This window comes from Bacillus cereus (assembly GCF_002577405.1).
Classification (GTDB): Bacteria; Bacillota; Bacilli; order Bacillales; family Bacillaceae_G; genus Bacillus_A; species Bacillus_A cereus_AU.
Map to the genome: position 1 here is coordinate 67194 of NZ_NULR01000007.1, position 15887 is coordinate 83080.

The window sequence follows — 15887 nt, forward strand, 5'->3', positions numbered from 1 at the left end:
GTTGTATGTACTCTGCTTGTAATTATTAGATCTTATATACCAGATGATATTCTACCTATAATTAAAGGTGCTATAGCATTAGTTATTTTAGGTGGGATATTTTATATAGGTTATTAAAGTAATTATTATGGTTTATGAGTGAAAAGGAGTTAAGATGGCTAAGCGAAAGAAAAAGCAAGATGAATCAATATTGGGAACTTTACTAGTTATGACGTTTTTCGGAGTGTTGTGGAAACCGGAATTTTTAGTACCGATAGTAATGGTATCAGCAGCAATTATATTATTATATATTTATGTGAATGTAAAAAAACTAAGAGAATTTCGACAATCAGGAATTTATGATATTGATAAAATGAGTGGCCACCAGTTCGAAAAATATTTAGGAAGTCTATTTCAAGCGTTGGGTTATAAAACAGAGGTTACAAAGGCATCTAACGATTTTGGGGCAGATTTAATTTTGAGAAAAAATGATAGAAGAATTATTATACAAGCAAAGCGCTATAAGAATAATGTTGGGATTAAATCTGTTCAGGAAATTGTTGGTGCAAAAGAGTTTTATAAAGCTGATGAAACATGGGTTGTTACAAATAGTGAATTTACAGCCGCAGCGTAAAAACTTGCTAAAGTGAATCGGGTGGTATTAATTAATCGAGAGAAACTTATTAAGTTAATTAATCAGGGCAAACGAGAAAAGAGAAATTAGGGATATAAAAGGTTAGGTATAGACTAATGGAAAAGGCACTATGAAAAGTGTCTTTTTGTTTTAGATATAGAAAAATAATCCAGAAAAATTATATTTTAGTATATAATTTAAAGTGAGAATAGCATGTAGTAATATTTTTAATAGTAAAGGGAACTTTTGATCATTTTTTAGTATCATAAATTATTTATTCATATATATTTATATTTTATTTTTACAAATGTATAACGTGCATAATACGAAAAAAGAGGGGATTCTTGTGGGTTTACACATTATACCGAATGATTTGCCAAGTCTGACTCCAGGTGAGAGAAAAGTACTTGAAAAGGTTCGATCTTTATATAAAGATGTGCAGAGAGAAGCGTATTTATATATTCAGCCAAGAATTAGACATTTAGAACCTGATTTTATTTTAATTGATTCACAAAGAGGTGTAACAATCTTTGAAGTGAAAGATTGGGAACTTTCTTATATTAATAGAGCAGATAGAAGAAAAATAGATTTAGCGGATGGAAAACAGGTAGATAATCCACTTTGTAAAGCTAACTTATACCATACTGCAGCACAGAGATTATTTAGATTGCAAGATATTTTAAAAAATGAAAGGAACGAATTAAAGTTTAAATTACATACTAATGTTATATTTCCGTATCTCCATTCTAATAAGATTGAAGAGAGTGGATTAGAGCAAGTATTTAATCAGCCACCAGCGCAATATATTTCATCTGACATGTTAAGTAAAGTAAATATAAATCAATTATTTAAAAATGAATTTAGTTTCGTAGAAGAAGATGAAATTATTGCAATACGAACTCTATTATTCCCGGAAATTAAAGTTAGTTGTAGTGATAATCAAATCAGTACAAAAGAATTAATTACAGCACTAGATGCAGAGCAAGAACGTTTTGCAAAACGTGTACCGTATGGTCACTATATGGTAACTGGGGTTCCGGGTAGTGGAAAAACAGTTTTATTGCTAGCTCGTGCGATTCATCTGGTACGTGAACATCCAGAATGGAAAATAAAAATATTAACGTATAATAAGTCGCTACAAACAAAAATTGAAAACAAATTGAATTCTTTAGCGGCTGATCTTACTTTTATGAATGTGCGCTTGGAGAATATAGATGTTAGCACTTTTCATAAATTTGCGCTAGATACAGCGAGTATATGCGTACCGAAAAAATATACAGTGAAATGGTGGAATGAAGAGTTGCCTGAAGTAGCTATACAGAGAGCGCAATCATCGTATGATGCTGTATTAGTGGACGAATATCAAGACTTTCTAGATGATTGGATTCGATTGTGTGTGAAATCTTGTAAAGAACATACGTATATTAACAATCAAAAGGAAACTGTTACCGGGATAAATTTATTTTTAGCAGGGGATAGACTACAGAGCATTTACAATAACTCAGATCATAGTTGGAAGAGCTTAGGTATTGATATGCGTGGGCGAAGTTCTTTACTAAAGAAATCATATCGTGCCGGTAGTCAACATATAGATTTAGCCCTTAATTTTTTGAAACAAGAAAAAAAATTGGAAGAGGAAGTAAATAAATTTTATTGTCCCATGAGTGAATTATCTTTTGAGAATGAGATGAAAGATGGAGTTAGTTTTATTGAAGGTTCATACGAAGATGTTAGTAATAAAGTTTATGAACTCATTAAGAAGAAGGGCTATAAGCCAGAAGATATATTAATTTTGTGTAGAGAGCGAAAAGATTGTGAGAGTATACAGGAAAAACTAAATCATGAAATACGTCAAAAAGTAAAAGTTACAAAAAATATTACTGAAGGACATTTAATTATAACGACGTACCATTCATCAAAAGGTCTTGAGGCACCAATTGTATTTTTAATTGATGTAGACAAGTTTGAGAGAATGCAGCCCGAACAAAATGATATTAAACTACGGAAGTTATTATATGTAGGAATGACAAGATCATCTGAGCATTTATACATTCATGCTAGAAGTTATGATAAACCTTCCTTTGGACAAGTATTAAGGAACGAAATATCTTGAAAACACCCTTGAAAATCTAAAGAGGAGTATAATTAGACTGAATGAAAAATGTAGGACGGGGGAATTATGATGATACATACTTTAGTAAGGGGACAAAAAATAGACGTCACAAAGAATCATCTAGAGATTAAAGGATTACTGGTAGATTTAATTTGGAATGCCCCGATGAATATGGATGTAGATGCATCAGCTTTTTTAGTAGGTTTTAATGGGAAAATTACTAAAGAAGAAGATTTTGTTTTCTATGGACAACCTTATTCTAGTTGTCGATCTGTTCAATTGAATCAACATGTAACAAATGGAATTAAACAAAGATTTTCAATAGATTTTACTCATATAACAGATGAGGTACAAAAGATTGTATTTTCGATTACAATTCATAATGCGGAAGAGAAGAAACAGGCGTTACGAGATGTTTCCCATATTCAATTGAAAATAAGCAACGCACAATCAGGATTAGAAATTATTCAGTTTCCTATCACACATCCATTTACAGATGAAAGTGCCATTATTGTTGGAGAGCTATATCGACATGGGGGAGGATGGAAGTTCAATCCTATTGGAGCGGGTTATTTTGGTGGGTTAGCTGCATTATGTACAAATTTTGGAATAGAAATCGTAGAGGATGAAAAACAAATTGCTCCTCCTGTAGAGAAGAAAATAGCTCCTACTCCACCTCCAGTACAAAAACCTATAAATGTAATGAAGGTTGAATTGAAGAAAAAACAGTCTATAAATATACAAAAATCTAAAATGGTAACAGCTACTTTAGAGTGGGAAACAAATAAAGACTTAGACTTATATTGTTTTTACGTAACAACTAATGGAGAGATAGGAAAGATTTATTATAAAAACCTAGGTTCGTCTAAAGCGTCGCCGTATATTGTGCTGGACGGTGATTCGCAACAACCAGGAAAAGAAACAATCCGTATTTATCGACCAGAAGCTTTAAAATATGTTTTATTTGCTGCGTATAGTGCTGTTGGAAATGGTGTGGGAAGTTTCTATTCTATGAAAGCCAAGGCAGTTGTAGATAATCATTTGGGTAGTGTCGTAACGGCTCCTTTATTAGAAATAAATAACCATGCTTATTGGGTATGCATTGCTCATATTGATTTCACCAATTCAAATGAGATGAAAATTTCACATGTAGAAAGCTATTCGAAAGACCATTCAGAAGCTTCACCACTATTGTATGAAAATGGGAAATTCCGAATGGATGTTGGGCCGATTGAATTTAAAAATGAAGAGGATTATCAGAAGTATTTTAAATAATAAGGTAGAAAATCATACATCGTATTGTATGATTTTTCTTTTATATATAGTTTGGTAAAATAGTAGTAATTGTAATTAAATGTAACGGTGGGATGAAAATGTTAGATCGACTCATAATTGAATTAGCTAAATCAAAAAAGCAGGTTGAGGATATAAAAGGTAATAAATCTTATTTGATTATAAATAAGGATGATGAAGGGTTATACGTTGAAACTAAACTTTCACTTGAGCAATATGAAAAGGGCGAGACAGCAATATCTTATTTTAAAGTGAGTTTTGAAATTCTTAAGAATGCTTGGGAAAAACTTATTGATGTTCGTAAGGTAAAGCATGAGGATTTTGGGCAAGTGGGAGAATGTAATGCTTTCTTGGTAGCTTTTTTTTCTCAGTTTCCATTTGTGAATGTGACTGGATCGCGAGCTATTACATTTAAAGAGTTTCAAACAGATAATCTACCAAGTGAAAAATATGATAAAGTCATGCTCTTTTTAGAAGAGATAATGAATGGTACATATAATCCGAGTACGTTACGTGAACAAACGGATGAGAATTTATATAGTAGGAAGTCTCGCGCGCGTCAAGATTTAAGATTATTGGGCTTTTTGAATGAATCTCATGAAATGAATCAGCTTTTATTAAACGAATATGTTCAATCGGGAGTTAGGAATATCTATATTGCACAGCTAGTTTTAAGACAGGAATATTTCCGTTATGCTTTATTTGTTCTTGGAGTTTTAAAGAATTGTTCAAAAGATGATAAGAAAGAAGCATTAGTGGAGTTAGGGATGACGATTGTCCGAAATTCATTAGGGGATAATTTGATGGTTGAATCGGTAGCGAAGAGGCGTACGGGGAACTTATTAGATTGGCTTGAACAAGTAGGACTAATTAATGATGAATGGATTCCTGTTGAACGGTATGTAAAAGATGATGGAGAAAAGGGCGGTAGTATGAACAGTAATTTACGTGAAAAGTTTTTGACTGTTATGAATGAGTATTTACAGGCAAGAACAGAAAGATTTGCAGGTCATAAAATGGGAGCGGTTGTTAGGCATGAAATGACAACGGAAATAACGAGGTTACCATTTATTGATCATAATCAGTATGTTGTCACAGGATCAATTGGACAAGGAAACTGGGCTGCTGTTCCGTGGCTTGCGATTATGAATAAAGACATTACGACATCTACGCAGAGAGGATATTATATCGTTTATTTATTTAGTGAAGATATGGAGCGATTATATTTAACACTGGCGCAAGGTGTGACGGAAACAACTAAAGAGGAAATGCAAAAAATTAAAGAAGAGATTCGAGAGCAAATACATATGTCCCAAAAGGTGAAGAAAGATGATGAAATCTTCTTAGGGACAAGTTCGAAAGCGAAAGGATATTCGAATTCAACAGCGGCTTATATTGCGTACGATGCTAATAAAATGCCAAATGAAAAAGAGTTAGTAGAGGATCTAGAAGAAATGCTTCGCTATTATGAAGAATTCATAGGTTATAAAGAGGAAGGAACGAAATATGAAATGATTTATGAGAGGAAAGAAGTGTATTTAGATCAGCAATCAATTATCGATCATGTGTCTTCTTATATTCAAAGTAAGGGTTTCTTTTATGAGAAAAAAGATCTTATTAATTTCTTCCTTTCATTAAAGACGAAGCCGTTTGTGATTTTGTCAGGTATTTCAGGTACAGGGAAAACGAAAATTGTTCAGTGGTTTGCGGAGAGTTTAGGGGCTACGGAAGAGAATGGACAGTTTACACTAATCCCGGTTCGACCTGATTGGAGCGATAGTTCTGATTTACTTGGTTATGTGAATCTTCAAGGGGAATTTCAAGAAAGACCGCTAATTAAGGTGCTTGAAGCCGCAGTTGCAAATCCAAACAGACCTTATTTTGTAGTGTTGGACGAGATGAATTTAGCTCGAGTGGAATATTACTTTAGCGATTTTTTAAGTGTAATTGAGAGTCGTAAATGGAAAGATGGACAAATTGTTACGTCACCAGTTCTTCCAGAATCGATTACTAATAAGCACATTACGATTCCATCAAATGTATATATTATCGGAACGGTAAATATGGATGAAACGACACATCCTTTAAGTAAGAAAGTATTAGATCGTGCGAATACAATCGAATTTAAGACCGTTAACTTAGATTATTTTAATTTCTTAATGGATATGGAAGAGAAGGAAGCTGAAATTGTTTCTAATAGCTCTTTAGCAACCAAGTATCTTCATTTAAAAGAATGCTTTAAAGAAAACGAAGATCTTGTGAGGAATATCTCAACTATTTTAATAGAAATAAATAAAACACTTGAATCAGTTGGGGCTCAAGTTGGATATCGTATACGAGATGAAATTTGTTTCTATATGGCATACAACGAGCAAGGAAAGTTATTATCGTTTGATGAAGCACTTGATTATCAAATATATCAAAAGATTTTACCGCGTCTTGCAGGGAGTGATGGAAGAACAGAAGAGGTATTAAAACAGTTATATGTATTATGTGCGAATGAAGAATATGATAGTGGCAATAATGACGCTTCATATGCTAAATATCCTCGTTCAGCTAACAAGCTGTCTCATATGTTAAGGAGGTTCGAGTACGATGGTTTCACCTCTTTCTGGATCTAATAATGAGATAGAGCTAGTTAAGATTGAAACAGAGGAGCTATCATTGACGATTAAAGGAAACCCTTATCATGAAAAATACGAGAGTTTAAAAGAATATCACGCTATGAACGCAGATGAAATGATGTATTTTCATGTAGATGGGAAGACGGAATCCGTTTCTGTATTTGATGCGAGATTGCAGAGGCTGGATGAAGGGAATGAACATCCGCCAATCTTTTTTGAAAATAGAAGTTATCAGCTTGTTGTTGTTCCGAAAAAGAACCAACAGCTCTCTTTTTATCATGAACATCCGGGTTTTCGAAAACAAGTTAGTTCTATTCAAATGGGATCACTTCATGTGTTAATGGGAAATCTTTCATTTCCAAATGAAGTAGGAAATACAACGTTTGAAATTAAAGACGATCAAGATACTTTATTAACCGTTACATTTGAAGTGTTTCCGGCAAAACTTGATTATAAGGATGATTACAGAGCCTTATTAGATGAAGTAAATGATGAGATTTATAATTTAGCGTTTCATTTACTGAAGAGAACATACTTAGGGGCATCTGCAATTTACGCTACAAATCCATCAAAGAGTGAATTTTATCGTATTTTAAATGATTCCTTTGAACGGTTTATGAAGTCGATCTCTCATATTAAAAGACAACCGCATCATACGCTTATGACTAGGCATCAACTTGTACGAGGAGAAAAAATTCGTAAATTGGACTCTGTCGGAATGAACTATTTGCGAAAACGACCACACTTGTTGCAAGGAGAAAACAGTATACCAACTAAAGGAATTACAGCTTATAAGGAAGTGTCATATGATACGCTGGAAAATCGATTTGTTAAATGGATGATTCAAAGAGTCGTACATAGAATAGATGATTTACTTAAAGCACTAGAGCAAAAGTCTAGATATACACGCGGTGTAACTGATGAAGAATTGCTAGAACGTGTAAAAAATATGAAGTATCGAATGAAAAATGAATTGAACGATCCATTTTGGAGAGGAATAGGGAAATTAGATCGCTCAGTTTTTTCACTCGTTATTCAAATGGCAGCAGGATATAGAGATGCATATCAAATCTTCTTAATGCTATCAAGAGGTTTAACATTACGAGGACAAATTTTCAAAATGTCGGTAAAAGATGTCGCAAGGTTATACGAATATTGGACGTATTTAAAGCTGGGACAAATTCTATCGAAAAAGTATATACCACTCCATCAAGATGTTATTCAAGTTAAACAAGACGGTTTATACGTAACGCTTGATGAAAGTAAAACTGCGAAAAGGACGTTCAAACATCCAGAAACAGATGAGGTAATAGAACTTTACTTCCAGAAAAGAAACAGTGGATTACCAACAGTTACACAAAAGCCAGATACAATGCTCGCTATTGAGAAAAAGGGAAAGAGCTATCAATACCAATACATATTTGATGCGAAATATCGAATTGATTTTGCTGAAAGATCTCATTATAAAAGGAAGTATGGCGCCCCTGGCCCAATGGAAGAAGACATTAACACAATGCATCGTTACAGAGATGCACTAGTAGTAGAACAAGAAGGACCATTTGAACGAACAGCTTACGGAGCGTACGTACTATTCCCGTGGAACCAAGAAGAAGAGTATGAGAATCATCCATTTTATAAAAGTATAGAAAAAGTGAATATTGGTGGTTTCCCATTCTTACCAAACGCAACAAGACTAGTCGAACAGTTTTTAGACCATCTCATTGAAAAAAGCCCAGAAGAAATTATAAGAGAAGGCATTCTTCCAAGAGGAACAAAAGAAGAATGGCACTCCTCACTAGAAGAAAAAGTATTAGTAGGCAGCGTGAAAACTGAACACGACTATGAGACGTATAGAAAGAATGGCTTATATCAGATATCAGTCACACAGTTAAAACCAGGATGGCAAGAAGCGAAGTACATAGCATTATATGCACCGAAAAAATGGCACGGAGAAAAAGGTGGCATTCAATACGTAGCTAAAATCAAACACATTCAAATGCAACAAAACAATGAATATGTACATTTCGAACTAGAGCCATGGAAAAAACTAGACCACCTCATTCGCCCAGTAGGATATGGCATTCAAACATATACAATAACAACTATGTCGCTATTAAAAGAAGGACAAGAACTCCCAGAACTCCTCATGAAATCAAAAGAAGAACGAACACTTTGGAAAACGCTGCGTCGTTTTACGAAGCAAGTTAAGGTTGAGCTGGATCATCGTAATTTAGATGAGGCATCTTCTATTAAGAGTTATTATGTGCAGGATGTTCAGATTTGGGTTGATTATGAGAATGGGGTTGTTATGGTTGGGAGAGATGGGCGAGTTAAAGAAGTTCCTTTGGAGTTGGTTGTTGGGAGGGGTTCGGTGTTGTTTAGGGAGGTTTTAGAAGTATTAAATGTTGGGGAATAGCGCTTAGATAAAAAGGGGATTAAATAATGGATAAGAGACCGAATTTATTTTCATATGGAACAAGTGAGTTGTCGCAAGATGCTTTTATTTGTTGGCTAGCAGAGTGGGCGAACCCAATTTATAAAGAAACCGATGAATGCTTATATGAGGCCAGCATAGGTTTTATTAGAAGAATATATGATTTACATAAAAAGACCTTTCCAGCCGCTATTAAAGAAATTAAGATTACGAAACAATTTAAAGGTTTAGATATATTTATTGAAATTAACGGTAATCAGGCTATTTTAATTGAAGATAAAACGTATACAAAAGAACATTCTAATCAACTAAAGCGTTATTATGAAGATGTAATGAAATTTAAAAAATATGAAGAAAATGACCTGTTGCCTATCTATTATAAAATAGGTAATCAAAGTGATTATTCAGCAGTAATTGATGCAAAGTATATGTTGTTTACAAGAAAACAAATGCTTGAATTTTTACAAGAAAATATAGATAGAGGCGTGCAGAATCAAATATTTTTAGATTACTATTTTTATTTAAGAGAAATAGATCAAAAATATGATTCATATAAGACACTGTCGTTAAGCGAGTGGAAAGGCGAAGCCTGGGAAGGATTTTATGAGGAATTAAAGCAACGTGGGATCAAAGGTCAATATGGATATGTAGCTAATCCGAATGGTGGATTCTATGCCTTATGGTGGAATGAACAAGAAGATAATAATTGTAAGCAGTATTTGCAGTTAGAAGAAGGACGTTTATGTTTTAAAATATATGTTGCTGATAAGGATAGAAGAAAAGAACTTAGGGATAAGTGGAGTAAAGCGCTAATCGAACGAAGTCATAATTATTCTTTTAATGTGGAGAAACCTAGGTTTGGTAATGGGCGATATATGACGGTTGCTGTGGTGAGGGATTATAGAGTAGGAGATGGAAAAGGAAGAATTGATATTCCTGGAACGATGGGAGTTTTAGGTGAAGTGGAGAAATTGTTGAAAATGATGGATGTTCGATAGTAGATGCAATTATTAAATATACTGGATAAAGTGTATTGTTTACTATGGGAAGAAGAGCATATGGGGTATATGCTCTTTTTTTATTTGTAAATAACATGGATGTGAAATCTTAAATGATGACCTCCACCCTGTCAAGGTAAAGGTCTTATTTTACCTCTATATTAGTGATACCAAATTTTTTCTATATATTCCCCTCGCACTTCCCCCAAGGTCACCCCCTAACCTAAAGAAAACAAAACAAAAAAGGGGGAATCTACCATGAAAACCACCACAAAGGAACACAGAAACACCATCATCATGCTACTATTCTCGGCTGCAATAGGAATCTTTTCACCATTATTTATGTACATCACACTGGCATGTAAAAATGAGGTGTACAAATATCATTGCCGAAGGCGTTCAACTTTAATTTGTTAATCTTTCTTCTATTTAATATTAGTTCACGTATTAGTGATGTTTTGTTTTGGATTGTGTTTGCTTTTGAGGTAGTTCAAGTGATCATTGTTGCGTGGAAAGTAATACGCGACGAACTGTATCGTTATTTGATACGGATTCCGTTATTTAAAGAAGATAAGTATGCATTGGAAGGCGAATAGGTGATGAAAAAAGAAATAGAAGAAAAACCAAATGGAGGAAAAATCCCATGCCAACCTACAACAAACTAATCCGAAACAAAATCCCACAAATAATAAAAAACAACGGAAAAACACCCACAACAAGAATCCTACCCAAAGACGAATACATAAAAGAAATCTGCAAAAAAACAGAAGAAGAACTAACAGAATACATCGAAGCAAAAACAAAACCCGATAAACTCGAAGAACTCTCCGACCTACTAGAACTAATAAACGCCCTAGCCGAATACGAAGGCACAACACTAAAAGAAATCAACAAAATCCATAAAAAGAAAGCAAAAGAACGAATCCCCTTCCAAAATAGAACTTTCTAATCAAACTAACCCCTCCTAAGCCCATTACAAGCCCCTACCAAGTAATAAATCACTAAGAAAAAACACAACAAAAACAAAAACACCAACAAACACCGTAGTAGTAGTCAAAAAAATTTTGAAATAACACGCCAAAAACCCGGCCCTCCCGCCTATATATATTACAAAGGGGCTTTACATTTTGAATGAGGACGGGAGGAATTTGGATGGCGGTGTATCGTAATGTGCAGGTGAATTTTTGGCAGGATGATTTTGTTTTGGATTTGACGCCGGAGGAGCGGTATTTTTATGTTTATTTGTTGACTTGTTCGAAGACGACTCAGTGTGGGATTTTTCCTTTTCCGAAGCGGTTAGCTGAGATGGAGACTGGTTATAACAGGGAGACTGTTGATAAGCTTTTGCAGCGTTTTGTTGATTATGGGAAGATTCTTTATGATGCGGATACGAGGGAGTTATTTGTTTTAAATTGGCTTCGTTATAATCCTGTGACGAATACGAATGTGGAGAAGTGTGTGCTTCGTGAGCTTAAGGGTGTGAAGAATAAGGAGTTTGTACATATGTTTCTTCAGAAGTGTGCGGAGGAGGAGCTGAATGTTCCGATGCTTTTAGCACATTTCGGTATGCCTGGTGATTTGGCTATGGATGATGTTGATCCAGTTTGCGAGGAGACGGAAGAGGAAGAAGAGGTTGCCCAGAAAGAAATGGGAAGTAAGGTGTTCATGTTTTATGAGCAACATTTCGGTAGTTTATCTCCGTTTACGGTAGAGGAATTGAATGCGTGGATGGTTGAGTTATCAGAGGAGCTGGTGCTGAAGGCTCTTCAAATTTCGTATGAGAATAAAAATCGGAAGATGGCTTATGTGAAGGGGATTTTGCGGGGATGGCACGGGAAAGGATTTACGAAAGTGTCTGAGGTTGAGGCGGATGCTGCGAATTTTCGGAAGAAGGGGTCGTCTGTTAGTACGAAGGAGACGGAGAATTTTTTGGCGAAGTGTGAGGAGTGGGAGAAGAATGTGCCGTCTGAGGAAGAGTTGCAGCGCTTTTTAGCGGAGCGCGGGTGGCGGCCATGAGTATTCAAAATGTAGAGGCGGAGAAGACGGTGTTAGGTTCTCTATTACTTGATGGAGAGCTTATTAAGGAGTGCCGTTTGACGGAGCAGTATTTTTCTATGCCAGTGCATAAGTCTATATTTCAGTTAATGCGAAAAATGGAAGATGAGGGGCAACCGATTGATCTTGTGACGCTCATTTCTAGGGTAGATCCGAATTTTTTGAAGGGGATCGGGGGGATGGAGTATTTTATAGGATTAATGGATGGTGTGCCTACGACTGCTAACTTCTCTTATTACGAAGGGCTTGTTCGAGGTGCTTGGAAAATGTATCAGGCGGGTGTTCTCGGGCACAAGATGGGAGAGCGTCTTATTGCGGAGAAGAATGAGAAAATTATTGGTGAGACGATTACGGCACTTTGTGAGTTAGAGGAAAAGGACTGCGTATGTGAGTTTGATTTGAAGGATGCGTTAGTTGGTTTGTATGAAGAACTTCATCAAGATGAGAAAGAGATTACGGGTATTGAGACTGGTTATACGTCGCTAAATAAAATGACGTGCGGATTGCAGGAAGGTGATTTTGTCGTTCTTGGTGCGCGTCCTTCTATGGGGAAGACTGCGTTTGCGCTAAATGTTGGCATGCATGCGGCGAAGTCTGGAGCGGCGGTTGGATTGTTTTCGTTAGAGATGAGTAGTAAGCAATTGTTAAAAAGGATGGCGTCTTGTGTAGGGGAAGTGTCAGGAGGTAGGCTGAAAAATCCGAAGCATCGTTTTGCGATGGAAGATTGGGAAAAGGTGAGTATGGCGTTTGCAGAGATTGGTGAACTGCCGCTTGAGATTTACGACAATGCAGGGGTTACAGTGCAAGATATTTGGATGCAAACTCGTAAGTTAAAGCGGAAGCACGGTGATAAAAAGCTTTTAGTCATTGTAGATTATTTGCAGCTTATTACGGGTGATCCGAAGCATAAGGGCAATCGATTTCAGGAGATTAGTGAGATTTCTCGTAAGCTTAAGTTATTAGCGCGTGATTTGAATGTTTGTGTAGTAGCGTTGTCGCAATTGTCTCGTTCTGTAGAGTCACGTCAAGATAAGCGCCCGCTTTTATCTGATCTAAGAGAGACGGGACAAATTGAGCAAGATGCGGATGTCATTATGCTTATGTATCGAGAAGATTATTACGATAAGGAAACGAAGCAGAAAGAGATGACGGAGATCCATGTGGCGAAGCATCGGAATGGACCTGTGGGCAGTTTTAAACTGCGATTTTTGAAGGAGTTTGGGCGGTTTGTGGAGAGGGTGAAGTAGTTGTTTTGAAAATAGTATTTGCATGTGAACCAAAGTTGTAACGCTAATTTCATAAGTTATATAATAAAGAAAATGGTAACTAATAGTTAAGGGGGATTAGCTATTGGCAGGGAATGATATTTCTTATCATAATAAAGATATTCTTATGAAGTTTTTAAGTGAATGTTATAGGGATAAAGGGCTTGAAGCATATGGATTATGCGAATCAAATTATGTATCGTTATTATAATAAGAATAAAGAGTTACCGGATATTCGAATCGTGGTTATTTATACAAGTGAGGTAATGAATCCGATAGAAGAAATAGATGTATGTAGTATACGTTTAAATTCCAAAGCGGTTTTACTAAGTGAATACAATGGTGATGCTATTCTTCAAAAGGTTATTAAAAAAATGGAAGAAGGAAAATCTTTGACGGATGAAGAAACCATGAAATTAATACTTGTACCACTTATGCATAGTAGAGAAAAAAGACAAATATTAATTGAAAAAACGATAGAAGTAGCAAAATGTATCTCCGATGAGCAAGAACAAATTCAAGTTATTGCTAGAATTCTTGTAGCTACAGATAAATTTATTGATGAAGAATACGCGAAAAAAGTAAAGGAGTGGTTACGAATGACAAAAGTGGGTCGTTTATATGAACAGGAGAAGCAAGAAGAAATTGATAAAGCACTTTCGGCAGCTGGAATGCTCTTTAAGGGAATGAGTATAGAAGAAGTGGCTAAGAAATTAGATGTAACAATTGAAAAGGTGAAAGAGTGGGAGAAGCGTTTATCCCATTAACAGAGGAGCAATGTCCGTTATTGCCCTTTTTTTATGCGTTCTGACATTAATATGGACATAAGTGCTGCAGGCCTGTACCGTGTTGGACTAATGTATGACCAAGAGGAAATACGACAAAGCTTGGAATAAATGCAAGGGATTAGGTTGTTATAAGGCAAAGGGAGTCCATTCTACTGGATTCCCTTTATTCTTTCTTTTTTTATATCAACATTAATGTTTAACAAACCTATTACTTAAAAATCTTTCGCAAAATTTTAATTTTGTTCCTATACGGTGGAAATACAAGCCCTAAATCTATCCTTGAGCTTCTCTTTAAAATGCTTTTACGATGTGAAAAAGCATCAAAACCATGTTTGCCATGATAGGCACCGAATCCTGCATTTCCTACCCCGCCAAAAGGTAAGTGGAGATTAGCCATATGTGACATCGTATCGTTGACGCATCCTCCTCCAAAAGAAATTCGTCCTAATATCTGCTTTTCAACATTTTTATTTTCAGTAAATACATACAAAGCTAACGGTTTGGGATGGGTGTTAACCATATGAATGACTTCATCTAAATCATTGTAATCCATAATTGGTAAAATCGGTCCGAAAATTTCTTCTTTCATAGCTGCATTATCCCATGATTTTACTTCAAGAAGTGTTGGTTCAATATATAAATGGCTTCTAGATGAATTCCCACCAAATACTATATGATTTTTGTCTTGTTCTAATATAGAAATAAGTCTATCGAATTGTCTCTCATTAATAATTCGGCCGTAATCATCGCTTTTTAATACATCTGATCCATAAAAGTTTGTAATGATTTCTTTCATTTTCGAAATTAGTTTTACTTTGACAGATTTATGTACAATAACATAATCAGGGGCAATACAGGATTGGCCAGCATTTATGAATTTTCCCCAGATAATGCGCTTAGCTGCTATATCGAGGTTGGCAGTTTCATCGACAATGGCTGGTCCTTTTCCGCCAAGTTCTAATGTTACTGGTACAAGGTTTTTTGCTGCAGCTTCCATGACAATCTTTCCAACTTGAATGCTACCAGTAAAAAAGATATGGTCAAATGGTTCATGAATCAATAAAGAAGTGATTTCCCGGCCTCCTTCAATTACACGGATGTATTGTTTATCAAATGTTTCACTTATCATTTTGTTAATAACAGCTGAAACATTAGGTGCATTTTCTGAAGGCTTGAGAACTACACAATTTCCTGCCGCAATTGCCCCAATGAGAGGTTCAATTATTGATTGGAATGGATAATTAAAAGGTCCAATAATTAGCACGGTACCATATGGCTCTTTTATTATGTAGCTTTTGGATGGTGCAAAATGAATAGGTGTTTTTACTTTTTGAGGTTTCATCCACTGTTTTAGGTATTTTATTATAAAATTGATACTGTTAAATGCGAAGCCAACTTCTGCAGCGTATGCTTCAAACTCGCTTTTGTGTAAATCTTGATATAATGCGCTCAGCACTTGACTTTCATATTTTCGAATGGAGTATTTTAGCTTTTCTAATTGTTTAATCCGAAATTGAAGACTTCTAGTATGATCATGATGGAAAAATTGTCTATGTTCTTGAAGAAGTTGTTGTATATCATTAACCATTAGGAAATCCCTCCAATAGCAAGCAAATATTCACATACCATGTCAATCAATGAGAGTTTTGATTAAACTTTTTTCAAAATGGCTTCTTAAATAAGGGGTTGTAAAACATTTCTGAT

9 protein-coding genes and 3 pseudogenes are annotated in these 15887 nt (G+C 35.2%); 11 read left to right on the forward strand and 1 reads right to left on the reverse strand.

Annotated elements, in window-relative coordinates; translation table 11 throughout:
* The first annotated feature begins 154 nt into the window (after positions 1–154).
* The 11 genes and pseudogenes from COC96_RS10860 to COC96_RS10910 all read left to right on the forward strand — a co-directional run bounded on the left by COC96_RS10860 (position 155) and on the right by COC96_RS10910 (position 14162).
* A pseudogene (locus COC96_RS10860) lies at positions 155–703 on the forward strand (restriction endonuclease).
* A gap of 256 nt (positions 704–959) precedes the next feature.
* Complete coding sequence (locus COC96_RS10865; protein WP_098768776.1) at positions 960–2726, forward strand: UvrD-helicase domain-containing protein; 1767 nt, start codon at positions 960–962, stop codon at positions 2724–2726.
* 69 nt (positions 2727–2795) lie between these two features.
* Positions 2796–4001 carry a TerD family protein gene (locus tag COC96_RS10870; protein WP_142339986.1) on the forward strand — a complete coding sequence of 402 codons (1206 nt, stop codon included), beginning with the start codon at positions 2796–2798 and terminating at the stop codon, positions 3999–4001.
* Positions 4002–4099: 98 nt separating this feature from the next.
* On the forward strand, positions 4100–6640 hold the full coding sequence (locus COC96_RS10875; protein ID WP_098768778.1) for an MrcB family domain-containing protein: 2541 nt from the start codon (positions 4100–4102) through the stop codon (positions 6638–6640).
* Positions 6615–9059, forward strand: a complete 2445-nt coding sequence (locus tag COC96_RS10880; RefSeq protein WP_098768779.1) for a restriction endonuclease-like protein — start codon at positions 6615–6617, stop codon at positions 9057–9059. Before COC96_RS10875 ends, COC96_RS10880 begins: the two co-directional genes overlap by 26 nt.
* A 26-nt stretch (positions 9060–9085) precedes the next feature.
* Positions 9086–10075, forward strand: a complete 990-nt coding sequence (locus tag COC96_RS10885; protein ID WP_098768780.1) for a PD-(D/E)XK nuclease family protein — start codon at positions 9086–9088, stop codon at positions 10073–10075.
* Positions 10076–10333: 258 nt separating this feature from the next.
* Positions 10334–10671, forward strand: a pseudogene (locus COC96_RS27995) (DUF4870 domain-containing protein).
* Positions 10672–10718: 47 nt separating this feature from the next.
* Positions 10719–11024, forward strand: coding sequence for a nucleoside triphosphate pyrophosphohydrolase (locus tag COC96_RS10895; protein WP_098768781.1), 306 nt, complete (start codon positions 10719–10721; stop codon positions 11022–11024).
* Positions 11025–11227: 203 nt separating this feature from the next.
* Complete coding sequence (locus COC96_RS10900) at positions 11228–12091, forward strand: DnaD domain-containing protein (RefSeq protein ID WP_098768782.1); 864 nt, start codon at positions 11228–11230, stop codon at positions 12089–12091.
* The gene (gene dnaB / locus COC96_RS10905) at positions 12088–13377 is read left to right on the forward strand and encodes a replicative DNA helicase (RefSeq protein WP_098768783.1); all 1290 of its coding nucleotides are present in this window, start codon (positions 12088–12090) and stop codon (positions 13375–13377) included. Before COC96_RS10900 ends, dnaB begins: the two co-directional genes overlap by 4 nt.
* Positions 13378–13480: 103 nt before the next feature.
* Positions 13481–14162, forward strand: a pseudogene (locus COC96_RS10910) (transcriptional regulator).
* 229 nt (positions 14163–14391) lie between these two features.
* Here COC96_RS10910 and COC96_RS10915 read toward each other — a convergent pair.
* Positions 14392–15771 carry an aldehyde dehydrogenase gene (locus tag COC96_RS10915; RefSeq protein ID WP_098269601.1) on the reverse strand — a complete coding sequence of 460 codons (1380 nt, stop codon included), beginning with the start codon at positions 15769–15771 and terminating at the stop codon, positions 14392–14394.
* Positions 15772–15887: the final 116 nt, after the last annotated feature.

Bases quoted from the DNA above. Each gene is read 5' to 3' on its own strand.
- COC96_RS10870 (WP_142339986.1), top strand. From the start codon at position 2,796: ATGATACATACTTTAGTAAGGGGACAAAAAATAGACGTCACAAAGAAT.
- COC96_RS10875 (WP_098768778.1), top strand. From the start codon at position 4,100: ATGTTAGATCGACTCATAATTGAATTAGCTAAATCAAAAAAGCAGGTT.
- COC96_RS10880 (WP_098768779.1), top strand. From the start codon at position 6,615: ATGGTTTCACCTCTTTCTGGATCTAATAATGAGATAGAGCTAGTTAAG.
- COC96_RS10885 (WP_098768780.1), top strand. From the start codon at position 9,086: ATGGATAAGAGACCGAATTTATTTTCATATGGAACAAGTGAGTTGTCG.
- COC96_RS10895 (WP_098768781.1), top strand. From the start codon at position 10,719: ATGCCAACCTACAACAAACTAATCCGAAACAAAATCCCACAAATAATA.
- COC96_RS10900 (WP_098768782.1), top strand. From the start codon at position 11,228: ATGGCGGTGTATCGTAATGTGCAGGTGAATTTTTGGCAGGATGATTTT.
- dnaB (WP_098768783.1), top strand. From the start codon at position 12,088: ATGAGTATTCAAAATGTAGAGGCGGAGAAGACGGTGTTAGGTTCTCTA.
- COC96_RS10915 (WP_098269601.1), bottom strand. From the start codon at position 15,771: ATGGTTAATGATATACAACAACTTCTTCAAGAACATAGACAATTTTTC.